This window comes from Mesorhizobium sp. B1-1-5 (assembly GCF_006443065.1).
In the GTDB taxonomy this organism is placed as follows: Bacteria; Pseudomonadota; Alphaproteobacteria; order Rhizobiales; family Rhizobiaceae; genus Mesorhizobium.
Genome location: NZ_VFWS01000068.1, coordinates 1 through 26621 on the forward strand (window position 1 = coordinate 1; position 26621 = coordinate 26621).

The window sequence follows — 26621 nt, forward strand, 5'->3', positions numbered from 1 at the left end:
TCTCACTCCGCTGGAACACCCCTCATCCGTCTCGGCGCTGCGCGCCGATCCACCTTCTCCCACAAGGGGAGAAGGGAAAGCCGTAGGCCCTGTCAAAACGATTTCCACCGCTTATGGTGCGCGAACGCGCGGTCGCGCGATTTGCATGCCGTGAGGGATTTCGGGAATGTATGTAGGCCGTTCTTATAGATTGCTGGACTTCGCGCTCTGGTCGCGGCGCAGCGTCATCTACATGGTCGTGGTGAGTGGGTTGGCGATCGCCGCCTACCGCCTTCCGGCGACCGCGGGCTTCTCGGTGCCGTGGTCGGTCGTGCTGGTGCTCGGCACAACGGTGTCGCTGGTCACCGGCTTCAAGAATTCTCAGGTCTTCACCCGCGCCAACGAGGCTCTGCAGGCTTTTTCGCAGATCACCGCCAGCAGCCGGATGCTGTCCGGCTTCTGCCGCGATTTCATGGATGCGGCCGCCGCCCGGCAACTGATCCACCGCCATCTCGCCTGGCTGACGGCGCTGCGCTTTTCGCTGCGGCGGCCGATGCCTTGGGAATCGCTGGCGAAAGCGGCCAACATCGAATTCCGTCGGCGCCGCTATCAAATCCAGGAGGACAAGACGTCGCTTGCCGAGGAACTGCGCAGGCTGCTCGGCGAGGAAGCCGAAAGCGTGCTGAAATCGCCGCAGCCGGCGATAGAACTTCTCGACAGGCAATTGGCCGTGGTCAACGGCTTGTTGAAGAGCTCGGCCATTCCGACGCAAGTCTATTCCGAATTGACCAAGCTGATACGCGACTTCCAGGACCAGCAGGCGCGTTGCGATCGCATCAAGAACAATCCCTATCCGCGCCAATACGCGATCGTGAGCTCGATGTTTATGATCATCTTCTGCACCTTGCTGCCGTTTGGTGTCGTTCCGGTCTTTGCCGACATGGCCAAGCTGGGCGGCGTGCTCGGCTGGATCTCGATCTGGCTGACCATCCCGTTCAGCGCGCTGCTGGGCTGGGTCTACATGTCGCTGGATCTTGTCGGCGAAAGCAGCGCCAATCCGTTCGAAGGCAATGCCAACGACGTGCCGATCTCGCAAATCTGCCGCGACATCGAGATCGAGCTGCGCCGTGGCCTTGGCGAGACCGCGCTTCCCGCGCCGCTGGCGCCGGTGAACGACATCGCGACGTGAAGCTCTTCCCTTCTCCCCTTGCCGGGTGAGAAGTGGTCCGTTTAGCGGACGAAAACCCGATTGCTTGGCTTTTCGAGCTTCGAACGCCTTGAGCCTGCGAAAGGCCGGGCGGTGGCCGCGAAGCGGCCGGATGAGGGGTGCTCCGGGGAACGCCAGCGCGTCGCTCCGCTGGAACACCCCTCATCCGTCTCGGCGCTGCGCGCCGATCCACCGCCCCGGGGCGAGCCACGGGTCTCGCCCCGTCCTTCGGACCCCGCAAGGGGAGAAGGGAAAGGTTTGCCATGTCCCGCCACGTTACCTTCATGACCATCGACGATGCCGGGCATTACACGCCCGAGCAGCGCGCCGAAATCGTCGCCGCCTATCCCGAGCACGAGCGCGAAGCGCGCGCGAAGGGCATTCCGGTGCTGGGCTCCGGCCGCATCTTTCCGGTGGCGGAGGAGACGGTCGCCTGCGAGCCGTTCAAATTGCCGCGCTGGTGGCCGCGCATCGGCGCGCTCGATTTCGGCTGGGACCATCCGTCGGCCGCGGTCGAGCTTGCCTGGGACACCGAAGCGGACGTCGTCTACGTCACGAACGCGAACCCGTGCGCCTGGCGACGACCGCGAACATCACCCTTTATGCCCTGCAGACCATCGACGGCGTGGCCGCCCAAGTTGGCGACCGCGTGCTGGTCAAGGACCAGGCCGACCAGACCCAGAACGGTATCTATACCGCCAGCGAGGGCCAGTGGTTTCGCGCCGCCGACGCCCGCACCGCGCGCACGATGCAGAAGGGCACGACGGTACATGTGCAGGAGGGCACGGTCTCGGCCGATCGCGTCTATGCCTTCGAGACGCTGGATCCGGTGATTGGCTCCGACCCGATCGTGCTCAGTTTCTATCTCTCGCAGGACACGCTTGGCGGCGCAGTGAATGCTGCCAATGCCGCCGCCGCGAGCGCGGCCGCAGCACTCACCTCCAAGAACGCGGCGGCCACCAGCGCCACCAGTGCGGCAGGTTCGGCCACGGCCGCCTCCGGCTCGGCAAGCGCCGCGTCAACGTCGGCGACGGCTGCTGCTGGGTCAGCATCGACAGCCTCGACCGCAGCGACCAATGCAGGGAATTCAGCCACTGCGGCGGCGGGCAGCGCGTCTTCGGCGGCGGCGTCCGCTGCTGCGGCGGCGGCTCTGCCTGGGATCACCACAGATCCCATCGTTATCCTCGCTACAGGACAATCGAACATCGGCAAAGAGGAGAACTATTTGTGGACGCCGCCGACGAACCTCTACAACTAGAATTACAGCGGCATTGACGGCACGACCGGGACGGCGTTTGCTGCGCTCGACGGCACGAAAATTAACACGTCGTACTCTTTCGCTGCCGCAATTGCCGAGAATAACCCGCTTCGCAAGGTCTATCTGGTCCGCGTCGGCTTGCTGGTACCGCCGAACGGGATCGCTCAGTGGAAGGCGGGCGCATCTTCACCGGACCAGTATGCGAACTGCAAAAACAACGTCGAAGCGGCGTTGACGTTGCTCGGCCGGTCGAAGATCAGCCACATGCTGTGGTGGCAGGGCGAGGGCGACATCGCAACGCCAACGACCTATCAGACGGACTTCGAAACAGTACAGACCCGGTTCCGCGGAGAGACGTGGTATCCTCGCGAGCTGCCCGTCACCATTTGCGGGCTCATGCCGGAAGTCTTGGGGGGCACCTCCGGTAAGGACGTGATGAATACGTCCTCCAGCAGTGCGCGCAGGTTGAGCCGGAGACACGCCAGTTCGTTTATCCCGGCTGGACTTCCGCCGCTATGTGGCAAGACACGGCACACCCTACAGGCGCTGGCTGTTGGGCGATCGGTAGAGCTATCGCCAACAACGTCATTGGGCGGACCGGGGCGAAACCAGCCTCAGGGTTGCTGAGGAACTTCGGCACAGCCGTCCTGTCCTACCTCCTCGGCAAGTTCATGCTCGGTTATGGCACGTCGGTGGCAGTGGGGGCGACCAGCGCCTCGGCGCCGCAGTTCCAATCCCACGGCACGGATGCCGGCGGCGCGCAAGGGAATTTCTATCGTTGGGCCAATTCCGTCGGGGGCTCCACTATCGGGATGTTCAAGTCTCGAGGAACCTCGCCGGGAGCGCGCGCGATCGTTCAGAACGGTGACACTCTTGCGACAGTGATCGGCTACGGCGATGATGGCGTGAACGCTCCGCCGGCCGCGTCCATCTCCATTGTGGTGGACGGCACTCCCGGCGTAGGGGACATGCCTGGTAAGGTTAAAATTTCGACGACCTCTGACGGCGCGGCCGCTGTCACCGATCGGGTGACCGTCGACAATAGGGGGTTTATGTCAATGGTATCAGGCAGCTTTGGGCGTTCAGGCCCAGTCACGAAAAGTGCTGACTTCACGGTTGGAGATGCGGAAAACAGCATTATCGTAACGAAGGGGTCAAGTTGCGTCGCCACCCTACCGTCGGCGTCCAGCTGGCCCGGCCGTGAGATCCTTATCAAGACGACTGTAGCCTTCACGACAGTTTCTGCTTCGGCGAATGTCGTGCCGCTTGCGGGTGGCGCGGCCGGAACTGCTATCCTTGCCGCTACTGCGGGGAAGTGGGCGCTGCTGATTTCAGACGGCACCAACTGGGTTGTCCAGATGGCTGCCTGATGGAACTCGATGGCATGGGAGAACTGGTCGGCATCAGGCATATGAGGGGCAGAACGTTCGCTCCTGCCGAGTGATCGTCACTTAAGCAGCCCAAAACCAGTTCGTCCGGCCGCTGTCGGCTCCCGGCCCAGCCCAGCCTTGACCGGCCCGAGCGTTGCCGCCGCCTCGTCAAACGTCTCCGCCTGAACATCGGTGCGCCTCAAGGTCAAGCCGTCGCGCATCGGCCCTCTCTTGGCGCCGGCCATATCCAAAACATAATCCGAAAGGAACCCCCATGGACCGCAACTTTGCGCGTGCCCTTTCGCTCGTTCTCACCTCCGAAGGCGGTTGGTCCGACAACCCCGCCGACCCCGGCGGTGCGACCATGAAGGGCGTGACGCTCGCCAATTTCCGCCGCTACGTCAAAGCAGACGCGACGAACGACGATCTGCGCGTCATCTCGGATGACCAAGTCGCCACCGTCTACCGCCGTTTCTATTGGGATGCTGTAGTGGGCGCTCAGCTCCCCGGCGGCATCGACTACGCGCTCTTCGACTTCGCCGTGAACAGCGGGCCGGGCAGGGCGGCGAAGTATCTTCAAGGTGTGCTCGGCGTTGTTCAGGATGGCCGCATTGGCCCGGCCACGCTGGCGGCGGTGAGGGCAAAACCCGCCGGCGTCGTCATCGATGCGCTGTGCGACGCGCGGCTCGCCTTCCTGGAAAAACTATTGACTTGGCCGAGCTTCGGCCGGGGCTGGAGCGCCCGAGTCGCCTCCGTGCGCCGGCAGGCGCTGCTGATGTCGGCCGCGCCGTCGGCGACTGAGGGATACGCTTCGCCTGCGTCCACCGATGACGTCCCGCCAGCCGCAACCCCTGCTGGCGCCGGATCGCCTTCCGCCGGCGAGGCGCCCGCTGTGCCACACAAATCCGCATCGCCCGCCAAGGTAGCCGGCGTCCTCGCGCTGATCGCGCTGGCGCTCGGCTCGCTCGCCGCCTGGACCGCGCATCTTCCCTGCAATCTTTTCGGAGTGTTCTGCCAATGATTGCCGTCATCATCCGCATCGCCCTGCGCTACGGCGCGGGCGTGCTTGTCGCGCGCGGCCTTCTGGGCGCCGACGACGCCTCGGCATTCTCCGCCGATCCCGACATTCAAATGGCGCTGGAGACTGGCCTCGGTCTTGCCATCGCCGCAGCGGCCGAGTGGTGGCATCTGCTCGCGCGCCGGTTCGGCTGGGAGCATTGACCATGGAAAATCTGAAAGGTCTGCTCACCGCCTGTATCGAAGCCGCCAGGCCGTATGTCGTCATCGGCGCCGCCTGCTTTGTCGCCGGTCTTCTCATCGGAGCGCTGCTATGAGCGCGCTGCTGGCATGGCTTCTCACCAATCCGACAATCCTGGCGATCGCCGCCGGCCTTGTCGGGGCGATCGGCTGGGGTTTTAGCCAGCGCCTCGCCGGCGCAAGGGCCGAGCGCAGCAAGCAGGCCGACGCCGAGGCCGCGGCCCGGGATGTCGCCGACCAGGTCGACAATGATGTCGGCGCTTTGCCGGCTGACGCGGTCAGAAAGGAGCTGAAATCATGGGCAAGGGATTGATCGTCGCCGCCATCGTCGCCGCGCTCGCCGGCTGCACCACGGCCAGGGGCAGTTTCTGCGCCGTCGCCTCGCCAATGCGCCTCTCTGCCAGCGCGGTCGATGCCTTGTCCGACCAGGAGGCGAGGGCGCTGCTTGCGCACAACCGCAAGGGCGAAAAACTCTGCGGCTGGAGGCCGTGATGCATGACATTTTCGATCTTCTCGGCATCAAGGGCCAGGTCGTGGCAGCGGGGCTCGCCGGCGGCGTGCTGCGGGCGCTGTCGCGCCATCGCTACAAGCTGCGCGAGATGATTGCCTCGCCCATCTGCGGCGCCTTGGCCGCCGCCTATCTGACATTGCCTGTCGTCGCCTGGGTCCGGGCAAGCGGCCTGCCGATCCCCGCCGCCGACGACACCACCACGCTCGCCGCCGCCTTCCTCATCGGAGTCTCGGCAATGTGGATCTCGGACATCGTTTTCGAGGTGGTGGTGCGAAGATTCAAACAAACGCCGGATTCCTGATCGCGGCGGGCCGAAACCGTGCAGGGCATCAAGACGTCGACCGTCGGATCGTCCACACCGGACCAAGATGCCGGTGTCAGCGGTTGGCCCGATCGAGCCGCTGGAAGAATCCAGGCGCAACGCCTATCTATGGAGCAATCCAAAGGAGGTACGACATGGCTTCTTCCACCGAGCGCGCGGTCCTTGCCGGCGGCTGCTTCTGGGGCATGCAGGATCTGATCCGGCGCTTGCCCGGCGTGATCTCGACGCGCGTGGGCTACAGCGGCGGCGATGTCCCCAACGCCACTTACCGCAACCACGGCACTCACGCCGAGGCGATCGAGATCATCTTCGATCCGGCTAGGACCAGCTTTCGCACACTGCTCGAATTCTTCTTCCAGATCCACGATCCGACGACGAAGAACCGCCAGGGCAACGATATCGGCGCGAGCTACCGCTCGGCGATTTTCTATTCCAGCGATGAGCAGAAGCGGATCGCCGAGGACACGATAGCCGATGTCGACGCGTCCGGCCTGTGGCCTGGCAAGGTCGTCACTGAGCTCGCTCCGGTCGGGCCCTTCTGGGAAGCCGAGCCCGAGCATCAGGACTACCTCGAGCGCTATCCCAACGGCTACACCTGCCATTTCGCACGGCCGGGCTGGAAGCTTCCGGTTCGCCAACAGGCGGCCGCGTCATAATCAGCGACCGCCGCGTTTGACATAGGTTTCACGCGCTTTGATCCGCCCGCTATGCCGGAAGGCATGGCGGGCTTTTTGCGTTCCGGCCGGTCGTTCCGGCCCGGCGGGCCTCAGCCCTTGGCTCGGCGGCCTTCGTGTTCGTGGCTGCCGATCCAGTGGGCGCGGATGCGGTCGCTAGCTTCGAGATAAGCCATGTCGATCAGGTAGGTCAGAAGCTTCTCGCCATCGGCCTCCGCCTTCTGGCGAAGTTCTCGCAGGATTCCCTGCGCGAACTGCAGGTTTTCCATTTTGCTAGGCTGGTCCATGGGTGCCCCCAAATGTCGGTGTGGTAAGTTTGGCCCACTATGCTTGTACGAAGATTATCGCCTCGCTCGCGGTGAAGCTGTACTCGGTTGCACTGAGGACGCCGGATCAACGAAGCTGTTGGACATCGCGCGGAAATGTCGATATTTTACGCGCCCAATCGGATGGCGACCATGCACGAAGACGAGGGCAGCACTCCTGACAAGTTGCAAGCCATGCTTGACGTGATCGGCAGGAGCGAGCCCCCGAGCGAGAGCGGACAAGCCGATTTGGGCCGATTGAGAGCCGACGCCGCCAAGGCTGCCGGCGTGTTGATCGAATTTTACGGCGATGCAGCCCTGGAGCGGGCCAAGTTCATAGAGCGCCGGTCGCCCCAGTCGCATTTTGCGCGCATGGTCGCGGCTGAAGTCGGCCGGCGCGGCAAGCGAAATTGACCCGCGAGCAATCGGCGAAAGCTGCTTCAAGACGATCTTCGCCTCCCCGGCCTTGCGCCAAGCCGCTGCTCGACCTCTTCCTCGATGTTGTCCAGGAGATAGGACATCAGCTCGTGTCCGATCGACCGCGCCAGCTCCTTGGCTTGCCCGACATGGTTGCGGATCTCGCGCAGCGCCTGCTCTTCGCACGCGGCGTCGCCCGTCAAATCGACGAACCAGCCAGGATAGAGCGCTGCCTCGCCTGTCCCGTCAACATAGCATTGGCCGACGGCCAGGATCTTGCGCAACCCCATCTTTTCGGAATGGACCTTATAGACCTCCCTGAATGCGGACCTGCGCTCCACGGCCTTGCGGATCGCCAGCCGAACCCGTGAGCGGTCGTCCCGATCGATGCTTTGCATGCATCGTTCAAGCGAGGCGCCGTGAGAGAACTCATCGGGTGTCAGACCGAAATAATCTGAAAGATTGGCGTCGCCATAAACGCGGTCGCGCTTGATGTCCCAGGTCCAGAACCCGTCGATCGGTGGATACCGCATATGCATGTTGCGGTCGCGTTCAGGCGCCGACGTCATGAAAACCGCCCCGTCCGGTTTCAAGCTTTGGCAGCACTATGTCGCAAAATCGGTAAGAAACAAACATGGCCTTTTGTACAAGGCCCGAAGTCATAAGGCTTGCTGCCGGTGGCAATTCGGGATGCCATGTTCGGTATAACCGGAAAGACGGCGAAGAGAAATTTCTTGAGCCGAAAGAATTTTCACCATGATGTTGCAACTGCCGCTTGGCGTTTCACGCGAAAACGCGGCGGGCAAGCAGGCAAAACAATCCCTGAGGTTGTATTTCTGCAAGAAACAGGTTGAAAATTCTTATATTTTGTAAAAAGAATAAACTCTTTTCGTGCTTCTGCAGGGAGCCAAGCCGGCTTACCGCCTCATATTTGCAGCATATCCAAATGCTAGCGTCAGCCGATTGACCGGCAAACCGACCGGTGGTTGAAAAACGCTAAACTTCGAGAAGAGCTCGCGCAACAGTCCGCGGCCGGGCGTCCTCCCGGACGTGCCGAAGCCGTCACCAGACTGAAGGTCGTTCGGACTAAAGTCTGCCAAGAGATCAAACTAAGCCAATCTTTGCCGCCGCTCCAGGTCGGCTTCAGCGCTTGCGGCCGAATCATCGGCGATCCGGTCATGCTCGAACTGGCGCGCCGCGGGGAGGGCCTGCAACCAGGGCTCGCGGCGTCCGATCCACAGCTCATAGCTCGGCACCAGCCCTTCGGTTGGCGCAACGTCCAGGCTACCGATCGTCACTTCGGCCTCGTCGTCGCCGACGAACGGAACGCGGCTTCCGCAGGTGGGGCAAAAGCTCCGAGTGCCATAGCTGCTGGTGATGCCGGTGGTTTCGAACGCTTTTAGCGGCCATACGGCGTAGGCATGGAAGGCCGATCCGCTTGTCTTGCGGCAGTCCTTGCAGTGACAGAGGCCGACCCGGAGCGGCTCCCCAGTGACGCGGAACTGCACCCCGCCACACAGGCAACTCCCGCTGCGCGCGATTTCAGGCATTGCCGTTCCTCCCTCGGTTATGCACAGAGCCAATTTCCCTCGCCCGGCAGGTCCCGCTGCCAGCTGCTAAAACCCGCAACAAGTTGGGATGGTTCCACGCCTGCGTGCAAGAAGCACCGGTCAGTCGGGGAGGTTGATCGGCTCCTCGCACCGATAGACGCGGCACTCGCCGTCCTTGGTCGGAACCGTCGTCGACACAGGCACTTCCGGCCAGTCGCACTCATTGCCGAATTGCCGAACGAACCGGTCATAGGTATCCCGACCCGTGCTCAAGACCACGGCACGATCGCTTTTGATGAGTGTCTGCGTCTGCTCGCAAGTCATCGCGCGCGTGTCCGGCCGGGCGTAGGCAGCGCTCACGGTGCACAACATTGGGCCGGCGCACAATATTTTGCCTGCGGCAAATGCGATCGACAGGGTTCTCATGGGGACGCCGGGCTTTTGAAGTTTCCGGTGTCGAATATGGACCGCGGCTAGAACACCGCAAGATATTTGAGCAGCGAAACGATTCCGATGATGATGACGATGATCTGCGCGATTTGCCGCGCACGGGCATCGAGCGGCAGGCGTTGCACGAGGTAGAGCACCAGGATCACCACCAGGAAGGTGATCAATATGCCGATAAGGATCGATGCGCCCATATGCCTGCCTCCTTACCAAGATTGCCCGGATGGGCAGGCTCCAACGTTGCCGGCTGCGAAATGGTTCCAAGCGGATCGAGCCGCCGATCGTGTCGTGCGAAAACAGAAGCTGGCTTCGACGTCGGCGGAACATGCGCGCGGCTTGCGAGTTCACTTCCTCGATAGCAATGCGCGGGATCGCACTGTCAGAGAGGAAGAAACCATGGGCCTCGGCACGATTCTCATCATCATTCTAATTCTTGCCCTACTTGGCGGCTTCAGCGGCTTAGGCGGAGGGCCTTTCTACGGCACCGGCTATTATGGCGGCGGCGGCCTCGGACTCGTCCTGGTCATCGTGATCATCCTGGTGTTGCTCGGCCGCATCTGACGGCCCACGGCGCGACCCGGCCTCAGGGCGTCGCCAGCGCGTCCCTCAGCTTCGCCGCCGGCCGATTGCTTCGCGTCTGGCGTTGCGGTTCCCGATCTGCGTTTCGGCGAAGTTGGCGCGCAAGGTGACGATCAGCGCGACGACCGCAAGGAGCGGAAGTGTTTGCCGTCGCAGGGCGCGTCCCAGTCAGATGATCATTGCTGCCATAGAACAAGATTCGGCGGCGTTGCGATCGATCGGCGGCAGATCCGCGAATCCCGCTAGCTCTCGCGCACACTGCATTCGAGGCAGGCGATACTGTGCCCCGGACAATTCAGCCGGTGCGTGCCCCCTGGGCAGCAATGGCCGTTCGAGCTCAGCCAGCGCGCGCAAACGAAAACCTTCTTGGCCCCGTGACAGCGGGGGCATTCCTGCGGACGCATCAGTTCCTCCCGTGACGGGACGCTATGTTCCGCTTCAACGACCGTGTTCATCCGTTTAGTCCCCAACGCCTGGATTATCGGTCACATATGTTAATTCACCATTCTTTACATTAGCGTTTATGAATGTGAAAGGCATGAAAGCGACATAAGCTTTCACGCGCTTGCGCGCTTTCCCTTTGCGCTGGCCTTGTTAAATGTGGTGCCGCCCGGTGCGTCGACCGATTCCGGCGGGACAGGGCAGGCAACGGGAACCTTCTTGCAATGACATGGACCGGCGCGGGCGCGCTTTTCATCCTCGTGCTCACCTATGCCGGCGTCGCCGTCGGCCGCATTCCGGGCCTGCGGCTCGACCGCGCCGGCATCGCGCTGCTGGGCGGCGCCGCCATGATCGCCATCGGCGCGATCGGCATCGAAGATGCCTACAGAGCCATCAATTTCGACACCATCACGTTGCTGCTCGGCATGATGATCGTCGTGGCGCATCTGAAGGTCTCGGGCGCGTTTCGGGCGCTCGGCGGCTTTGCCATCGAGCATGCCCACGCGCCCTTCATGCTTTTGGTGATGGTGACGCTGCTGACCGGCGCGCTCTCGGCCTTCCTGGTCAACGACGCGATCTGCCTGGTGATGGCGCCGATCGTCGTGCACGTCACACGAGTCATCAACCGCAACCCGGTGCCTTACCTCATCGCTACCTGCACGGCCTCGAACTGCGGCAGCGTCGCCACCATCACAGGCAACCCGCAGAACATGGTGATCGGTGCGCTGTCCGGCATTTCCTATCCGGCTTTCACGCTGGCGCTCGCGCCGGTGGCGCTGTTCGGCCTGCTCTGCGTCATCGTCATCGTGCGCATCGTCTACCGCGCCGAATTCTCCCGCCCTGCCGAACTCAGCCCGGAAGTCTATCGCGGCCGCATGCTGCCCGGGCAGGTGCTGAAGGCCACTATCGTGTGCATGCTGCTGGCGCTCGCCTTCTTCGCCGGCGTTCCCGTCGCGAAGGCGGCGCTCATTGCCGGCGCCTTCCTGCTGGTCACGCGGGCAATCAAGCCGCGGCGCATTTACCGCGAGATCGACGGACCGCTGCTCTTCATGTTCGCCGGCTTGTTCGTGGTGGTGGCGGGTGCCGAGCGCACCTTGCTCACGCCCGACATGATCGCCTGGGCCAAGAACATCGGTCTGGACGATGTCTGGCGGCTCTCCGGCTTCACCGCGGTGCTTTCCAACATCATGAGCAATGTGCCGGCGGTGCTGGCGCTCCGGCCCTTTGTCCCCGGGCTGGAAAACCCGGGGCGCGCCTGGCTGGTCGTGGCGATGAGCTCGACGCTTGCCGGCAATTTCACGCTGCTCGGCTCGGTTGCCAATCTGATAGTCGCCGAACAGGCAAAAGCTGCCGGCAAGGAGCTTTCCTTCTCCGCATTCTTCAAGGTCGGCCTGCCGCTGACGCTGGTGACGCTTCTTGCCGGAACCGCCTGGCTGGCCTGGGACTGAAGACGCTGTCCCTTCGGACCGCCTGATCGAGAGCGCCGCGGCGAGATGACCGGCGAGCAGCGTCTCGACCTGGCAGCCGGCCTGCCGGGGTGAGGGCCTTGCTTAGGCCACCGCTTTCAACGCCGCCTTGTCTGCCTGCTGCAGGCGCGCGGCGGCTGCAAGCAGGTCGGTCTGGGTGATCAGGCCGAGGATGCGCCGCTCGGCATCGACGATCACCACCGCATGGCTTCGCCCGTCGGTCAGCACCGGTAGCAGGCTCATCGCCGGCGTGTCGGGAGAGGCGGTGCCGGCCTTGGAAATCACCCCTTTGACCGTGTCGGTCGCCCTTGTCAGCTCGCGCAGACCGACCGCGCCGGAGAGCCGTCCGTCCGCGTCGATCACCGGCAAGGTGCGGATGTTGTGGTCGATCAGCTGTTTGCGCGCGTCGTCGGCCGAGGCCGTTTCCGCCACGGAGATCACATCGCGCGACATGATGTCTTTGCAAAGCAGCGTACGCTGCGAGCGCACCATGGCCTGCAACTCGACCTGGCGCAGCAGGCGCTCCAGGTCGTCACGGTCGATATCGAAGGTCTCGTCGAGCGCCGAGAGGGCGGCGTCGACATCCTCGGGCCGGAAGCCGACGCGCTCGGCCGGCGGCCGGTCGGCGGTGCCGTGGCCGCGGGCGGTGGGCACGTGCACATGGGGATAGTTGCGCCGCGACAGCTTGTGGAAAAGGAAGCCGAGCGCAACCAGGATGGTCGAGTTGAGTGCTACCGGCACGAAGGGAAACAGGAAGCCCGCGGCGGCTACGGCCGGCCCGCCGAGCACGCCGGTAAGCGCCGCTGCGCCGCCCGGCGGATGCAATGAGCGCGTGAACGACATGGCGGCGATCGCCAGCGCCACCGCTAGGCCGGAGGCGATCACCGTGTCATGCACAAAATGCGCCACCGTCACGCCGACCAGCGCCGAAATCGTGTTGCCGCCGATGATCGACCAGGGCTGCGCCAGCGGGCTCGAGGGAACGGCAAAGAGCAGCACCGCCGAAGCGCCCATTGGCGCCACCAGCATCGCCACAAGCGAGCCGCTACCCACGGCGAGCCCGCTAATCATGCCGGTGAGCGCGATACCGATGGTAGCGCCGATGCAGGCAAGCAGCCGTTCGCGAAGCGTCGCGCCGGCAAGGATCGGAACGAAAAGGCGAAACGCCATGGCAGGCCCTGGATCGAAGAGGTGGAATTGCGTTGCCCGCAATGCCGCTGAAGCCGCGGATTTGAAAGCCAAACCAATCCGTAGATTCGCCGCTGAAGGGAATATTATTGCACAGCGATCCGCGCAGGACGCGCCGCCCGCGGCCTCGGCTTTCTTAATCGCGCCAAGCCTTACGACGGTTTGCAGAGTCGGTTCGGCAATTCGCACGAATGTCCTAGCCTCGGCGAAAGCGTGCGAGTGCGGCGCGCGGCGCTGAGGCTGCTTTCGGCATGGGAGGATTGCTGCAAGGTCAAGCGAGGCGCTGCGCGCGCCTCGCTCTCGGATAGCTAGGGAGCTACCTCGACATGGCCCTTCATGTTGGGATGAAAGCGGCAGAAATAGTCCACTGTCCCCGCCGTCTTCAGTGTAACCTTGCCCTTCGACTTCATCGGGATCATCACGTCCCAGCCGCCTTTCACCGTCGCGGTGTGGGCGATCACGTCCTTGTTCGTCCACTCGATCGTATCGCCGACCTTGGCCTGAATGTTTGCCGGCGAGAAGACCAGCTTGTCGATCGTTATCTCGATCGTCGTCGTGGACGCCGGCGATGCGATGAGGGCCAGCGCCAGGGTGAGCAAAGCAATTCCTGGAAAAGTGTGAAACGGTTGGGCGCGGCGACTTCGCCGTAGCCTTCCGTCAGGAATTGCCTCAAAACAAAGCAATAGCAGCCTCATTTCAACATGCCGGCGACGTGTTCGGCATGCTGCTGATGTCCCTGGAAAACCTTGAGGCCGGTCTCCAGCAGGCTCTTCAGCTCAGCATTGCTGGCCGAGGGGATGAGCAAGGTTTCGAGCGCGCCGTTGACCTGCTTATGATAGGCCACCTCGTTCTCGATATAGGCCTTGTCAAAGGCAGCCCCTTTCAGCTTCGCCAGCTTGGCGCGTTCTTCCTTCGCAGCCTTGGTCAGGGCCTTGCTGGTGTCGTTGTCCTCGGGCGTGACCTTCAGCTTCTTCACGAGGTCGAGCGCCTGCTTGTTCACCGCCTCATGGTCGCGCTCCATGTCTTTGGCGAAGTCGACGACCTCGTTGTTCTTGGACTTCTTGATCGCCAGCTTGGCCGCTTCGATGTCGAGCGTGCCGGCCGTATAGGCAATGTGGGCGATCTGCGGGTCGGTGGGCTTTTCGGCGCCTAGCGCCAGCGGCGCCGTGCTCACGAAGAAAAGGGCGGCGAGGGCGGCGGTTGATCGCATGAACATGGCATCTCCTTCGCCCGGCGGCGCTGGCCTCGGGCTTCATTTGAGGTTGACGGTAGATTGGATGCCGAACGCGTCGAAACGTTCCCGGGAAAGTTAGCCCTCGAAATCCAGCCTCTTCATCACCGCCTGCGTCAGCCGCTCGCAACGCCGGCCTGCAAAGGGGAAGGCGTCGAGCAGCACCGGACCGATCTCGTCGTCCAGTGCCTTTCGCAGCAGCATTCGCGCCCGGTGCAGCCTGGTCTTCACCGTCTCGGGCCTCACGCCGAGAAAATCGGCGGTTTCCTCGATGCTCAGGCCCTCGATGACGCGGGCGACGAAGACGGTGCGATAGACATCGGGAAGGCTGTCGGTCGCTCGTTCGACAAGCCTCAGAATCTGCCGCTGCGCCATGGTCCGCTCCGGATCGTCGCCTGGGTTCAAGTCGGTTGGATTCAAGGGAAACCGGATGATCTGCGCCTCCGGGTTCTCATCCATCGCCGCGACGCGCTTGCGCTTGCGCAGCCGGCCGAGCGCTTCGTTGATGACGATGCGCGACAGCCAGGTGGAGAGCGAAGCCTCGCCGCGAAAGCTGCTGAGACTGGCGAAGGCGCGCAAATAGGCCTCCTGCACGATGTCCTCGGCCTCCGCGTCATTGCGCACCACGCCGCGCGCGATGCGGTAGAGTCGCTGGTTGTACGTCTTGATAATGGCACGGAACGCATTCGGATCGCGCGCAAGCGCCCGGCGAACCAATGCCATGTCGCCGGCTTCGGCCGTACCGACCTCGGCAGTTTCGATGGCGGGCTTTATCATCGCGCCCGATCTCCCGACAGATGTTGCATCCACGGTTGGATGCGCCTGCCGACAAAAGGTTCCCGAGCTGGTTGCACGGACCATGCTAACGCTTCGACCGGGGCTTGTCTGCCGCCGGTGCGGATTTCCGTGCCGATCAGCCTGTCATCCGGCTGCGGCGGCCGCCGCGAGCCCGCGCAGAATGTCGGCCTTGAGATCTTCGACATCCTCGAGCCCGATCTGCAGGCGGATCAGCGAGCCGGCATATGAGCTTTTGGCAAGCATGCGGTCGCCGAGGAAGACCGGAACGGCGAGGCTTTCATAGCCGCCCCAGGAATAACCGAGGCCGAAGATCTTGAGCGCGTCGAGAAAGGCGTGCTGGGCCTTCTGGCCGCCGCCGTTGAGCACGATCGAGAAGACTCCGCTCGAGCCGCAGAAATCGCGCTTCCAGAGCGCATGGTCGGGATGGCTTTCCAGCGCCGGATGCAGCACCTGCGCGATGCCAGGCTGCTCCTCCAGCCAGCGCGCGATGTCGAGCGCGCTCTTGCGGTGATGCTCGAGCCGCACGCCCATCGTGCGCAGGCCGCGCAGCACCTGGTAGATATCGTCGGGACCGGAACAGCAGCCCAGCGTGCAAAACCCGTCATAAAGTTTCGTCCAGCAGGCGTCGTTGGCCGAAACCAGGCCGAGCAGCACGTCGGAATGGCCGCCCGGATATTTCGTTGCCGCGTGGATGGAGATGTCGACGCCATGGTCGAGCGGCTTAAAATAGAGCGGCGTCGCCCAGGTGTTGTCCATCATCACGATGGCGTTCGCCGCATGTGCCGCCTTGGAGATCGCCGGGATGTCCTGCACCTCATAGGTGTTCGATGCCGGCGATTCGGTGAACACCACCTTTGTGTTTGGCTTGATCAGCGAAGCGATGCCGGCGCCGATGCGCGGCTCGTAATATTCGATCTCGACACCGAGCCGCTTCAGCATCGTGTCGGCGAAGTGGCGCGTCGGGTGGTAGACGCTGTCGACGATCAACAAGTGATCGCCCGTGGCAAGGAAGGTGAGCAGCGGCACCGTCACCGCCGCCAGCCCGGAAGGCACCGCGATCGTGCCGGCCGAGCCTTCCAGCGCATCGACGGCGAGCGTCAGCGCGTCCATCGTCGGCGTGCCGCGCGTGCCGTAAGTGTATTTCTGGCTGCGCCCGGCCATCGAAGCGGCGTCGGGATAAAGCACCGTCGAGGCATGCACGACCGGCGGGTTGACGAAGCCGAAATAGTCGCGTGGGTTGTTGCCGGAATGGGCAAGCAGCGTATTGATGCCCATCTCGATGCCGTCTCTAGCCATGGTTCGTCGCCTGTCGAATGATGTCAGGAACCAGCCATAAAGCGGCGGCAAAGCCGGCGCAACCGCGCCGCGCCCGCCAAAAGCCAGTCTTCCGCTGGGCCAATCCAAAGGCGCGCAATCCCAGTAAAGCACCGCTAGTGCCGCAGCGGATTCTGCCGCCAGACCACGGATTCGCGACGGCGCGACTTGGCTGATTTGTCCGCATGGCCTGCCGGTTTCATGTGCTCTTGTCCGCAATTCAGGCATTTGCGCCAATTGCTTTTCAAACCTCCCTGGAATCGGTCATTTCCCTTGACCTCACAGGAATAATCGCCTTCGATGCGTTTCGTGAATGGGAGGCAGCGCATCGGCAATCGATGCGGATCCCGGGAGTGGGCCTTGGAGTGGGAGCTGCATTCACAAACGAAAAAAGATCAAGCGTCGCCTGGCGATAGGGGCGCCTGTAACAGAAAAGGGTCTGTGGGTCATGAAACACATTGCAATCGGCATTCTTGGCGTCGCCGCGCTCGGGTTCATGGCGTCTGCCGCTTCGGCCGGCACGCTCGATACCGTGAAGCAGAAGGGCTTTATCCAGTGCGGCGTCTCGACCGGCCTCGCCGGCTTCTCGGCGCCGGACGACAAGGGCGACTGGAAGGGCATCGACGCGGACTTCTGTCGCGCCGTTGCGGCCGCCGTCTTCGGTGACGGCTCCAAAGTCAAGTTCACGCCGCTCAGCGCCAAGGAGCGTTTCACCGCCTTGCAGTCGGGCGAGATCGACATCCTGTCGCGCAACACCACCTGGACCAGCAACCGCGACAGCGCGCTCGGCCTCGATTTTGTCGGCATCACCTACTATGACGGCCAGGGCTTCATGATCAACGCCAAGAAGCTGCCCGGCGTGAACTCCGCGCTGCAGCTTTCGGGCGCCGCCGTGTGCGTGCAGAGCGGCACCACCACCGAGCTCAACCTCGCCGACTACTTCAAGAAGAACAAGATGGAGTACAACCCCGTCGTGTTCGAAAAACTCGAAGAGGTCAACGCGGCCTATGACGCCGGCCGCTGCGATGCTTACACCACCGACCAGTCCGGCCTTTATGGTATCCGTCTGACGCTGTCCTCGCCGGCCGACCATGTCGTGCTGCCCGAGATCATCTCCAAGGAGCCGCTCGGCCCGGCCGTGCGCCAGGGCGACGACCAGTGGGCGCATATCGCGCGCTGGACATATTTCGCGCTGCTCAACGCCGAGGAAGCCGGCATCACGCAGGCCAATGTCGATGAGATGAAGACGTCGACCGACCCGAACATCCAGCGCCTTCTCGGCACTGAACCGGACGGCAAGTATGGTGCCGATCTCGGCCTCTCCAACGACTTTGTCGTCAACATCGTCAAGGCTGTCGGCAACTACGGCGAAATGTTTGAGCGCAATGTCGGCTCGGGCAGCCCGCTCAAGATCGCGCGCGGTATCAACGCGCTGTGGACCAAGGGCGGCCTGCAATACGGTCCGCCGATCCGCTGATTGAAACGTGATCCGGGAGGCAGGTCGTCTGTCTCCCGGTTTCTCTTTCCAGAGGACGGTCCATGGCTTCGCAGGAAATCCTTCGCGAGGAGCCGAGTCGCGGCTCCTTCATCAATGACCCGAGAATACGCAGCCTGTTCTTTCAGACGCTGGTTGTGATCCTGCTGTTCAGTTCGATCTGGTGGATCGTCCACAACGTCATCGAAAACCTCCAGCGTTTGCACATCGCGTCGGGCTTCGGTTTTCTCAGGAGCAGGGCCGGCTTCGACATTTCCGACACGCCGATCGCCTATACGTCCGACTCGACCTATTTCCGCGCGCTGGTCGTCGGTTTGCTCAACACCATCATCGTCGCCGTCGTCGGCATCGTGCTTGCGACCATCGTGGGCTTCGCCATCGGCATCGGCCGCCTGTCGCAGAACTGGCTGATCCGCAAGATCTGCACGGTCTATGTCGAGATCTTCCGCAACATCCCGCCGCTGCTGGTTATCTTCTTCTGGTATTCCGGCGTGCTGGCCGTGCTGCCGCCGCCGCGCGAGAGCATCCACCTGCCTTTCGGCTCGTTCCTCAACCAGCGCGGCTTCTATTTTCCGCGCGCCGTTTGGGGCGATGGCTCCTGGCTGATCGGCGTCGCACTGCTGCTCGCCATTGCAATGGCCTGGTTCGTCGCCCACAGAGCGCGACAACGGCAGAAGGCGACAGGCCAGCAGTTTCCGGTCTTCTGGACATCGGTCGCGCTTATCGTCGGCTTGCCGGTGCTGGCCTTCCTGCTCGGCGGGATGCCGCTCACCTTCGATTTTCCGAAGCAGTCGACCTTCAACCTGACCGGTGGCTTCTGGGTCAAGCCGGAATTCCTGTCGCTCTTGCTGGCGCTCTCCTTCTACACGGCGGCCTTCATCGCCGAGATCGTGCGCGCCGGCATCAGAGGCGTCAACAAAGGGCAAAGCGAAGCAGCGGCGGCGCTCGGCCTCCGCTCCGGTCCGATCCTGCGGCTGGTGGTCATCCCGCAGGCGATGCGCATAGTCATCCCGCCGCTCACCAGCCAATATCTCAACCTGACCAAGAACTCCTCGCTGGCGATCGCCATCGGCTATCCGGACCTTACCGCCACCGCCGGCACCGTGCTCAACCAGACCGGGCAGGCGGTGGAGGGCGTGTTCATCATGATGATCGCCTATCTGGTACTGAGCCTGGTGACGTCCTTTGTCATGAATATCGTCAATGCCAGAATGGCGCTGGTGGAGAGGTAGGGCCATGCAGGAACATGACATGTCCTGGGTGCGCACCGAGATGGCGCTTGCCCAGCCGGCGCCGCCTACCGAACGCGGCGCCTATGCCTGGGTGCGCAAGAACCTTATCGGTTCGGTCGGCGACATCGTCCTCACAATCCTCGGCATCGCCATCGTGCTTTGGATCCTGCCGCAGGTCATCAGCTGGGCCTTCCTCAATGCCCAGTGGACCGGGCCGGATCGCACCGTCTGCACCACCGTCACGCAAGGCGGCATCCAGCCCGACGGCTGGACCGGTGCCTGTTGGGCCTTCGTCAACGCCAAGTTCGGCCAGTTCATGTTCGGCACCTATCCGATCGAGGAGCGCTGGCGGCCGATCCTGGTCGCCATCCTGTTCGTGGCGCTGTTGGTGCCGATGCTGATCCCGCGCGTGCCGCGCAAGGGATTGAATGCGATGCTGCTGTTCGTAGCGCTGCCGATCGTCGCCTTTTTCCTGCTGCTTGGCGGCGTGTTCGGCCTGCCGGTCGTCGAGACCTCGCGCTGGGGCGGGCTTCTCGTGACGCTCAGCCTCTCCTTCGTCGGCATTGCGGTGTCGCTGCCTTTGGGCATCGTGCTGGCGCTCGGGCGCCGTTCGAAGATGCCGATCATCAAATGGCTTTGTATCGTCTTCATCGAGACGGTGCGCGGCATTCCGTTGATCACCGTGCTGTTCTTCGCCAGTGTCATGCTGCCGCTGTTCCTGCCCGCGGGCGTTACCTTCGACAAGTATCTGCGTGCGTTAATCGGTGTGTCGCTGTTTGCCGCCGCCTATATGGCCGAAGTGATTCGCGGCGGCTTGCAGGCGATCCCGAAGGGCCAGTATGAGGGGGCCGATTCGCTCGGCCTCGGCTACTGGCAGAAGATGAGCCTGATCGTGCTGCCGCAGGCGCTGAAGCTGGTCATCCCGGGCATCGTCAACACCTTCATCGGCATGTTCAAGGACACCAGCCTGGTCCTGATCATCTCGATGTTCGACCTGCTCGGCGTGGTGAAGCAGAATTTCGCCGATGCAAACTGGGCGACCCCGCAGACCGCGAGGTCCGGCCTGATCTTTGCCGCCTTCGTTTTCTGGCTGTTCTGCTTCGGCATGTCGCGCTATTCAATGTACACCGAACGCCGGCTCGACACCGGTTATAAACGATAAAAAGGGAACAGGTTATGGCCACCGAAAACGCCGTCAGCGCGGAAGAAATCAAGGTCAACGCCGCCAAGATGCACATCTCCACCACCGATGTCGCCATCGACATCGTCGGCATGCACAAATGGTATGGCGAGTTCCATGTGCTGAAGGACATCAACCTCAAGGTGATGCGCGGCGAGCGTATCGTCATCTGCGGTCCGTCCGGGTCCGGCAAGTCGACCATGATCCGCTGCATCAACCGGCTGGAAGAGCACCAGAAAGGCAAGATCATCGTCGACGGCAAGGAACTCACCAACGATCTGAAGAAGATCGACGAGGTGCGCCGCGAGGTCGGCATGGTGTTCCAGCATTTCAACCTGTTCCCGCATTTGACCATCCTGGAGAACTGCACGCTGGCGCCGATCTGGGTGCGCAAGATGCCGAAGAAGCAGGCCGAGGAGATCGCCATGCATTTCCTCAAGCGCGTCAAGATCCCCGAGCAGGCCAACAAATATCCGGGCCAGCTCTCCGGCGGTCAGCAGCAGCGCGTGGCGATCGCACGCTCGCTGTGCATGAACCCGCGCATCATGCTCTTCGACGAGCCGACCTCGGCGCTCGATCCGGAGATGATCAAGGAAGTGCTGGAGACGATGGTGGGGCTGGCGGAAGAGGGCATGACGATGCTCTGCGTCACCCACGAGATGGGCTTTGCCCGCAAGGTCGCCAACCGCGTGATCTTCATGGATCAAGGCCAGATCGTCGAGCAGAACACGCCGGCCGAATTCTTCGACCATCCGCGCCATGAACGCACAAAGCTCTTCCTCAGCCAGATCCTGCACTGAGCGGGCGCGACGCTAAATTTTCGGAAGCCCGGCTGGAAACAGCCGGGCTTTTTTTGCATTCGGGCGATCGGACTAGGTTCGGCTCATTTTTGGTTGACGCTCCGAAATCGTCTAGCCTGATCGTCCAGGTTTTCCTGGGGTTGACGCAGACAAGACGGAACCACCGCACCCGATGAGACGAGTCCTGCGATACATGGTGATGCTGTTGGGAGCGGCGGTGCTTGCCGCCGCACTCGGCACGCTGGTGCCGCGTCCGCTCTGGCCGGCGGCACGGGCCGAAGGCGAGGGGACGCGGCGTATATTGGTGTTGAGGAATCCGATTCACACCGACATTGCGATACCGGTCGATGATGACGTGCGCCAACGCTTTGCCTTCCTGGCCGATGCCGGCCTGCCGATCGAGGCTCCGGAGGCGCGCTACATCGTCTTCGGCTGGGGCGGCCGCGCCTTCTATCTGGAGACGCCGACCTGGTCGGAACTCAAAGCGGTGCCGGTGCTGAAGGCGCTGACGCTGGACGCCTCGGTGATGCATGTCGATGCTGCGGGGGCGATCAAAGAACCGCACCCGGATGTCGCAATCTTCGATATCGACGCGGCGCATTTTTCAGCGCTGCTCGACTATATCGTCTCAAGCTTTCGGAGCGGCCCAAACGGCCCAGTCGCCATCGACAATGCCGGCTACTCGAGCTTCGACCGCTTTTACGAAGCCAACGGCCAGTTCAACGCGCTGGTCGGCTGCAACACCTGGACGGCGGCGGCACTGCGCACTGCTGGCATCCGGACAGGTTGGTGGAATCCGCTGCCGGTATCGCTGGGGTGGTCGCTACACTTTATAATTAGCGCCGATTGGCGAGCGTCTCATTCCTTCGCGCCCCCCTCCGTCCTGCCGGACATCTCCCCCACAAGGGGGGAGATTGGCGGTTTCGCGGTCGGCGCTTCTCCTGCGACGTTGGAGGTTGGCGAAAGCCGTCGTGACATCTGATCTCCCCCCAAGTGGGGAGATGTCCGGCAGGACAGAGGGGGGCGCTGTCCCGCCAGCCTTGCTGATTGCAACCAAACCCGAGCTTACCGCCGCACAACCTCCCGCTCCTCCCACCCGTAGAGCCAGTCCAGGTCCGCCGCGAGCTTTTCCGCCGGTCGCGCCGCCAGCACCAGATTGCGTGTGATCGCCACCGGTCCCCAGGCGTGCCAGGCCAGCCGATTGAGAGCGCCGCGTTTCAGCACCTTCTCGACGCGCGGGCGTCTGAGATTTTCCCAGATGGCAAGGCCTCGAGCTGGATCGCCGGGGAAGTCGGCAACGAGATTGGCGAGCATAGCGGCGTCCTCGATCCCCATGGCCGCGCCTTGCGCCGCGAAGGGCGTCATGGCGTGTGCGGCGTCACCGATCAGTGCTACTCCCTCCGCCATGGTCCAGCGCCGCTGCGCGACCGTGTGGATGGGGAAGGCTGTCCACGGCCCGGCAAGCGCCGCCAGCTCTGCCAGCACTGCCGCCGTGCCTCGCATGGCAGCTGAAAGAATCGCAGGGTCCGCATGGCCGGACCAGCCTTCGGCGATGCGCTCGCCCCTGGTGAAGGCGGCAAGGTTGACGGCGCTGCCCTTGCTCACTGGATAGGCGACCATGTGGAAGCCGGGATGCAGGAAGGTGGTGACGCTGTCGGTGGCTCCGATTTGCATAAATGCCTGGCCGGCGGCGCTGTCCGCCGGGACCGTCGCGCGCCAGGCGAGCTCGCCCGAAAAGCGGCTTCCTGCGAAGCCGGCCGTCCGGGCAAGCTTGGCGCGGACCGACGACCAGACGCCGTCGGCTCCAACCAGCAAACCGCATGCGACATCCGTCGCCTTGCCGTCGATCTCGACCGTCGCGGTAACGCTTTGCGGGTCGACGGCAATGCCGGTAACGCGCGCGCCGGTGACAAGCACGATACCGGGCTGTTCCGCCACTGCCGCCATCAGCGCCGCCTGCAGGTCGGCGCGGTGCGCCACGAGATAGGGCGCGCCCCAGCGCTTTTCCGCGGCTTCCCCAAGCGGCACGCGCGCCAGCTCTCGCAGGCTCCTTGCGTCCTTCAGCACCACCGCTTGCGGCCGGATCGCGTTGGGCAGCAGGCGATCGAGCACGCCGAGCCGCCGCAGGATCCGGGTCGCGTTGGGGGAAAGCTGGAGGCCGGCGCCGGCCGCTTCGAGTTGCCTGGCCTGCTCGAACAGTGTTACCGGGAAGCCACGCTCGGCAAAGGCAAGCGCCGCCACGAGCCCGGCAATGCCAGCCCCGGCGATGACGATCTGCCGGGACCTTATTTCAGTCATGGTTGATCGGGGCGATCAGGCGGCCTGGTCGACATAGAGGCAGCCGGCCGGCTGCGTTTCCGTCGCCTTCAGCGATGGTGAATAGCGGTAGAGCGTCGAGCAGTAGGGGCAGACCTTTTCATTGTCGTCGCCCATGTCGAGGAACACGTGCGGATGGTCGAAAGGCGGGTTGGCGCCGGTGCACATGAATTCCTTGACGCCGATCTCGATGACGGGATGGCCCGCGTCGTTCTGGAAATGGGGAATGCTGCCGCCTGCCATCGTCGTCTCCAATTGGGTTCGGCCAGTGGGTGTGACCAGTCTGCATCTGGAGCATAACAGGCCAGTTTGCAAGATCGATGAAATCAAACTGTCGCAAAAGGCTGGCAGAGGATAAGTTGAGCCGGTTAAGCGCATGGGGCGGTGTCGGAGCGATTCCGTGACGATCATGCGTCATAAAGACATGCTAGAGCGTCATTGAACGGCAATATGCGGCGCCGCCCTAGGGACGGTTGCGGGCAAGAGCAGGAAACCATGAACGAACTGAAGCCGGTGCAGAGCGAGTTCATCACCGTCGAGGCGGCAAGCCCCGACGGCGGCAATCCCGATCGTTTCGTCAACCGCGAATTCTCCTGGCTGCAATTCAACCGCCGCGTGCTGGAGGAATCGCTGAACGAGCATCATCCGCTGCTCGAGCGCGTCCGCTTCCTGTCGATCTCGGCCGCCAATCTCGACGAGTTCTTCATGGTCCGCGTCGCCGGCCTTGCCGGCCAGGTCCGCGAGGGCATCGCGCTGAAGAGCCCGGACGGGCGCACGCCCGAGCAGCAGCTGGAACAATTGCTGCGGGAGGTCGAGCGCCTGCAGGAAGACCAGCAGAAGAGCCTCTCGGCGCTGATGACGCTGCTCAACAAGGAAGGCATCGAGAGCATCACCCGCGACGCGCTGACCAAGGATGAGAAGGCCTGGCTGGAGGAGCATTTCCAGGAACAGGTTTTCCCGGTGCTGACGCCGCTGTCGATCGATCCGGCGCATCCGTTTCCGTTCATCCCCAATCTCGGCTTTTCCATCGCCCTGCAATTGCGCCATCGCAAGAATGGCGAGGAGATGAGCGCGCTGCTGCGCCTGCCGGTGGCGCTCAGGCGTTTCATCCGCCTGCCCGACCGCAAGAACCATGTCCGCTTCATTCCGCTGGAGGAAGTGGTCGGCATCTATATCGGCAAGCTTTTCCCCGGCTACGAGGTCAAGGGCTCCGGCACGTTCCGCATCATCCGCGACAGCGACATCGAGGTCGAGGAAGAGTCGGAAGACCTGGTGCGCCTGTTCGAAACGGCGCTGAAGCGGCGCCGCCGCGGCTCGGTGATCCGCATCGAATTCGACACGCTGATGCCGGCCGCGTTGCGGGACTTCGTCGCCGGCGAGCTCGGCGTGTCGTCGAGCCGCATCAGCGTGCTCACCGGTCCGCTGGCGCTCAACCAGATATCCGAGATTGTCGCCATCCCGCGCGACGACCTCAAATTCACACCCTACAATCCGCGCTTTCCCGAGCGCATCCGCGAGCATGGCGGCGACTGCTTCGCCGCCATCCGCGAGAAGGACATCGTCGTCCATCACCCCTACGAGTCCTTCGACGTGGTGGTGCAGTTCCTGCGCCAGGCCGCCGCCGACCCGGAAGTGGTGGCGATCAAGCAGACGCTCTATCGCACCTCTAACGACAGCCCGATCGTGCGCGCGCTGATCGACGCCGCCGAGGCCGGCAAGTCGGTCACGGCGCTTGTCGAGCTCAAGGCGCGCTTCGATGAGGAGGCCAATATCCGCTGGGCGCGCGACCTCGAACGCGCCGGCGTGCAGGTCGTGTTCGGCTTCCTGGAGCTGAAGACCCACGCCAAGATGTCTTTGATCGTGCGCCGCGAGGATGGCCGGCTGCGCAACTACGTGCATCTCGGCACCGGCAACTACCACCCGGTTACCGCCCGTATCTACACCGACCTGTCCTTCTTCACCACCGACCCGACGATCGCGCGCGATGTCGCGCAGCTCTTCAATTTCATCACCGGCTATGCCGAGCCCGCCGAGGAGATGCGCCTTGCTGTATCGCCCTTTACGCTGCGCAAGCGCATCCTGAAACACATCTCGGACGAGATCGTTCATGCCCGCGACGGCCGGCCGGCGCGCATCTGGATGAAGATGAACGCGCTGGTCGATCCGACCATCATCGACGCGCTTTACGACGCCAGCCGCGCCGGCGTCGAGGTCGACCTCGTCGTGCGCGGCATCTGTTGTCTGCGGCCGCAGGTGCCGGGTCTGTCCGAGAATATCAGGGTGAAATCGATCGTCGGCCGCTTCCTCGAGCACAGCCGCATCTTCTGCTTCGGCAACGGCCACGGCCTGCCGTCCGACGAGGCGGTCGTCTATATCTCGTCGGCCGACATGATGCCGCGCAATCTCGACCGCCGCGTCGAGACCCTGGTGCCGATCACCAATCCAACTGTGCATGAACAGGTGCTTGGCCAGATCATGCTGGGCAACATCATGGACAACCAGCAAAGTTTCGACGTATTGGCTGATGGCACCTCCCGGCGCGCTGTGCTGGAGGAGGGCGAGGAGCCGTTCAACGCGCAGGAATATTTCATGACCAATCCGAGCCTCTCCGGGCGGGGCGACGCGCTGAAATCGCATGCACCCAAGCGCATTGCCCAGTTCAAGCGCCGCAAGAAGAACAGCGCCGCGTGATCGCAGTTTCCCAGGGCCGGCTTCAGGACCGGCGGCCGCTGTCGATCATCGACATCGGATCGAACTCGATCCGCCTTGTCGTCTATGAGGGGCTGGCGCGCTCGCCCACGCTTCTGTTCAACGAGAAGATGCTGGCCGGCCTCGGCCGCGGCATCGTTTCGACGGGCAAGCTCGATCCCGAGGCGGTGACGCGCTCGATGGAGGAATTCCGCCGTTTCCGCGCGCTCTCGGACCAGGCGGGTGCCGAGCACATCTATGTGCTGGCGACAGCCGCCGCGCGCGAGGCGGGCAACGGCCCCGATTTCATCCACCGCGCCGAGGAGGTGCTGAGGACCGAGATCCGCGTGCTCACCGGCCGTCAGGAGGCCTATTATTCGGCGCTCGGCGTCATTTCCGGTTTCCATCCGGCCAATGGCATCGCCGGCGACCTTGGCGGCGGCAGCCTCGAGCTGATCGACATCAATGGCGAAGCGATGGGCGACGGCATCACGTTGCCGCTCGGCGGCCTGCGCCGGCAGGACATGGCCCGGAACTCGCTCGTTCAGGCGCAGAAGATCGCGCGCCAGGAACTGGCGCGGGCGAAGCTTCTGAAG

The 26621-nt window shown here is 63.2% G+C and carries 29 protein-coding genes and 3 pseudogenes; 20 read left to right on the forward strand and 12 right to left on the reverse strand.

Annotation, left to right across the window (positions count from 1 at the left end):
- Positions 1 to 166: 166 nt before the first annotated feature.
- The 10 genes and pseudogenes from FJ980_RS19460 (at position 167) to msrA (ending at position 6560) form a co-directional block, all read left to right on the forward strand.
- Entirely contained in the window at positions 167 to 1168 is a 1002-nt protein-coding gene (locus FJ980_RS19460; protein ID WP_140545442.1) for a bestrophin family ion channel, read from the forward strand.
- A gap of 137 nt (positions 1169 to 1305) precedes the next feature.
- Positions 1306 to 1602: pseudogene (locus tag FJ980_RS35965) on the forward strand (terminase family protein); the annotation flags it as partial.
- A gap of 152 nt (positions 1603 to 1754) precedes the next feature.
- Positions 1755 to 2444 (forward strand): hypothetical protein, encoded by a 690-nt coding sequence (locus FJ980_RS34725; RefSeq protein ID WP_181181258.1) that lies wholly within the window; start codon positions 1755 to 1757, stop codon positions 2442 to 2444.
- 671 nt (positions 2445 to 3115) lie between these two features.
- Positions 3116 to 3814: a hypothetical protein gene (locus FJ980_RS19480; protein WP_140545443.1), complete on the forward strand. Its 699-nt coding sequence runs from the start codon at positions 3116 to 3118 to the stop codon at positions 3812 to 3814.
- 274 nt (positions 3815 to 4088) lie between these two features.
- The gene (locus tag FJ980_RS19485; RefSeq protein WP_140545444.1) at positions 4089 to 4835 is read left to right on the forward strand and encodes a glycosyl hydrolase 108 family protein; all 747 of its coding nucleotides are present in this window, start codon (positions 4089 to 4091) and stop codon (positions 4833 to 4835) included.
- Positions 4832 to 5035, forward strand: a complete 204-nt coding sequence (locus FJ980_RS19490; protein ID WP_140545445.1) for a hypothetical protein — start codon at positions 4832 to 4834, stop codon at positions 5033 to 5035. Before FJ980_RS19485 ends, FJ980_RS19490 begins: the two co-directional genes overlap by 4 nt.
- A 109-nt stretch (positions 5036 to 5144) precedes the next feature.
- On the forward strand, positions 5145 to 5384 hold the full coding sequence (locus tag FJ980_RS19495; protein ID WP_140545446.1) for an ABC transporter permease: 240 nt from the start codon (positions 5145 to 5147) through the stop codon (positions 5382 to 5384).
- The gene (locus FJ980_RS19500; protein WP_140545447.1) at positions 5369 to 5563 is read left to right on the forward strand and encodes a hypothetical protein; all 195 of its coding nucleotides are present in this window, start codon (positions 5369 to 5371) and stop codon (positions 5561 to 5563) included. The genes FJ980_RS19495 and FJ980_RS19500 overlap by 16 nt, the downstream gene beginning before the upstream one ends.
- The gene (locus FJ980_RS19505) at positions 5563 to 5883 is read left to right on the forward strand and encodes a hypothetical protein (protein WP_140545448.1); all 321 of its coding nucleotides are present in this window, start codon (positions 5563 to 5565) and stop codon (positions 5881 to 5883) included. The genes FJ980_RS19500 and FJ980_RS19505 overlap by 1 nt, the downstream gene beginning before the upstream one ends.
- Before the next feature lie 155 nt (positions 5884 to 6038).
- A complete protein-coding gene (gene msrA / locus FJ980_RS19510; RefSeq protein ID WP_140545449.1) occupies positions 6039 to 6560 on the forward strand; it encodes a peptide-methionine (S)-S-oxide reductase MsrA in 522 nt (173 codons plus the stop codon).
- 110 nt (positions 6561 to 6670) lie between these two features.
- On the opposite strand, the gene FJ980_RS19515 is transcribed toward msrA, so the two are convergent.
- Entirely contained in the window at positions 6671 to 6865 is a 195-nt protein-coding gene (locus FJ980_RS19515) for a hypothetical protein (RefSeq protein ID WP_127235553.1), read from the reverse strand.
- Positions 6866 to 7036: 171 nt separating this feature from the next.
- Between FJ980_RS19515 and FJ980_RS19520 the strand changes: the two genes are divergently transcribed.
- The gene (locus FJ980_RS19520; RefSeq protein WP_140545450.1) at positions 7037 to 7297 is read left to right on the forward strand and encodes a hypothetical protein; all 261 of its coding nucleotides are present in this window, start codon (positions 7037 to 7039) and stop codon (positions 7295 to 7297) included.
- A 26-nt stretch (positions 7298 to 7323) separates the two neighbouring features.
- On the opposite strand, the gene FJ980_RS19525 is transcribed toward FJ980_RS19520, so the two are convergent.
- The 4 genes from FJ980_RS19525 to FJ980_RS19540 all read right to left on the reverse strand — a co-directional run bounded on the left by FJ980_RS19525 (position 7324) and on the right by FJ980_RS19540 (position 9491).
- Positions 7324 to 7869: a hypothetical protein gene (locus tag FJ980_RS19525; protein WP_140545451.1), complete on the reverse strand. Its 546-nt coding sequence runs from the start codon at positions 7867 to 7869 to the stop codon at positions 7324 to 7326.
- Positions 7870 to 8409: 540 nt separating this feature from the next.
- Positions 8410 to 8850, reverse strand: a complete 441-nt coding sequence (locus FJ980_RS19530) for a GFA family protein (protein ID WP_140545452.1) — start codon at positions 8848 to 8850, stop codon at positions 8410 to 8412.
- Between the two features lie 120 nt (positions 8851 to 8970).
- A complete protein-coding gene (locus tag FJ980_RS19535; RefSeq protein WP_181181257.1) occupies positions 8971 to 9276 on the reverse strand; it encodes a hypothetical protein in 306 nt (101 codons plus the stop codon).
- 47 nt (positions 9277 to 9323) lie between these two features.
- The gene (locus FJ980_RS19540; protein WP_140545453.1) at positions 9324 to 9491 is read right to left on the reverse strand and encodes a Thivi_2564 family membrane protein; all 168 of its coding nucleotides are present in this window, start codon (positions 9489 to 9491) and stop codon (positions 9324 to 9326) included.
- A gap of 202 nt (positions 9492 to 9693) precedes the next feature.
- Between FJ980_RS19540 and FJ980_RS19545 the strand changes: the two genes are divergently transcribed.
- Both FJ980_RS19545 and FJ980_RS19550 read left to right on the forward strand, forming a co-directional pair.
- On the forward strand, positions 9694 to 9858 hold the full coding sequence (locus FJ980_RS19545) for a DUF3309 family protein (protein ID WP_095768421.1): 165 nt from the start codon (positions 9694 to 9696) through the stop codon (positions 9856 to 9858).
- 683 nt (positions 9859 to 10541) lie between these two features.
- The gene (locus FJ980_RS19550; RefSeq protein WP_140545454.1) at positions 10542 to 11765 is read left to right on the forward strand and encodes an anion transporter; all 1224 of its coding nucleotides are present in this window, start codon (positions 10542 to 10544) and stop codon (positions 11763 to 11765) included.
- Between the two features lie 102 nt (positions 11766 to 11867).
- On the opposite strand, the gene FJ980_RS19555 is transcribed toward FJ980_RS19550, so the two are convergent.
- From FJ980_RS19555 to FJ980_RS19575, 5 genes are all read right to left on the reverse strand, one after another.
- Positions 11868 to 12953, reverse strand: a complete 1086-nt coding sequence (locus FJ980_RS19555; protein ID WP_140545455.1) for an HPP family protein — start codon at positions 12951 to 12953, stop codon at positions 11868 to 11870.
- Between the two features lie 326 nt (positions 12954 to 13279).
- Entirely contained in the window at positions 13280 to 13570 is a 291-nt protein-coding gene (locus FJ980_RS19560) for a cupredoxin family copper-binding protein (RefSeq protein WP_246676467.1), read from the reverse strand.
- Positions 13571 to 13662: 92 nt separating this feature from the next.
- Positions 13663 to 14187, reverse strand: coding sequence for a DUF4142 domain-containing protein (locus tag FJ980_RS19565; protein WP_140545457.1), 525 nt, complete (start codon positions 14185 to 14187; stop codon positions 13663 to 13665).
- Between the two features lie 93 nt (positions 14188 to 14280).
- Positions 14281 to 14979 (reverse strand): RNA polymerase sigma factor, encoded by a 699-nt coding sequence (locus FJ980_RS19570; protein ID WP_140545458.1) that lies wholly within the window; start codon positions 14977 to 14979, stop codon positions 14281 to 14283.
- Positions 14980 to 15123: 144 nt separating this feature from the next.
- Complete coding sequence (locus FJ980_RS19575) at positions 15124 to 16296, reverse strand: cystathionine beta-lyase (RefSeq protein WP_140545459.1); 1173 nt, start codon at positions 16294 to 16296, stop codon at positions 15124 to 15126.
- Positions 16297 to 16762: 466 nt separating this feature from the next.
- On the opposite strand from FJ980_RS19575, the gene FJ980_RS19580 reads away from it, so the two are divergent.
- The 5 genes and pseudogenes from FJ980_RS19580 to FJ980_RS19600 all read left to right on the forward strand — a co-directional run.
- Complete coding sequence (locus tag FJ980_RS19580; RefSeq protein ID WP_140545460.1) at positions 16763 to 17791, forward strand: amino acid ABC transporter substrate-binding protein; 1029 nt, start codon at positions 16763 to 16765, stop codon at positions 17789 to 17791.
- Positions 17792 to 17853: 62 nt separating this feature from the next.
- Complete coding sequence (locus FJ980_RS19585; protein ID WP_140545461.1) at positions 17854 to 19041, forward strand: amino acid ABC transporter permease; 1188 nt, start codon at positions 17854 to 17856, stop codon at positions 19039 to 19041.
- A 4-nt stretch (positions 19042 to 19045) separates the two neighbouring features.
- Positions 19046 to 20203, forward strand: coding sequence for an amino acid ABC transporter permease (locus FJ980_RS19590; RefSeq protein ID WP_140545462.1), 1158 nt, complete (start codon positions 19046 to 19048; stop codon positions 20201 to 20203).
- Positions 20204 to 20217: 14 nt separating this feature from the next.
- Positions 20218 to 21021 (forward strand): amino acid ABC transporter ATP-binding protein, encoded by an 804-nt coding sequence (locus tag FJ980_RS19595; protein WP_095768430.1) that lies wholly within the window; start codon positions 20218 to 20220, stop codon positions 21019 to 21021.
- Positions 21022 to 21193: 172 nt separating this feature from the next.
- A pseudogene (locus FJ980_RS19600) lies at positions 21194 to 21847 on the forward strand (TIGR02117 family protein); the annotation flags it as partial.
- Positions 21848 to 22086: 239 nt separating this feature from the next.
- On the opposite strand, the gene FJ980_RS19610 reads toward FJ980_RS19600, so the two are convergent.
- Together FJ980_RS19610 and FJ980_RS19615 are read right to left on the reverse strand one after the other, a co-directional pair.
- Positions 22087 to 23319 carry an FAD-dependent monooxygenase gene (locus tag FJ980_RS19610; RefSeq protein ID WP_140545463.1) on the reverse strand — a complete coding sequence of 411 codons (1233 nt, stop codon included), beginning with the start codon at positions 23317 to 23319 and terminating at the stop codon, positions 22087 to 22089.
- A gap of 15 nt (positions 23320 to 23334) precedes the next feature.
- Complete coding sequence (locus tag FJ980_RS19615) at positions 23335 to 23580, reverse strand: zinc-finger domain-containing protein (protein WP_027169907.1); 246 nt, start codon at positions 23578 to 23580, stop codon at positions 23335 to 23337.
- Positions 23581 to 23832: 252 nt separating this feature from the next.
- On the opposite strand from FJ980_RS19615, the gene FJ980_RS19620 reads away from it, so the two are divergent.
- The gene (locus tag FJ980_RS19620; RefSeq protein WP_140545464.1) at positions 23833 to 26028 is read left to right on the forward strand and encodes an RNA degradosome polyphosphate kinase; all 2196 of its coding nucleotides are present in this window, start codon (positions 23833 to 23835) and stop codon (positions 26026 to 26028) included.
- Positions 26025 to 26621, forward strand: a pseudogene (locus FJ980_RS19625) (exopolyphosphatase); the annotation flags it as partial. The gene FJ980_RS19620 and the pseudogene FJ980_RS19625, both read left to right, overlap by 4 nt.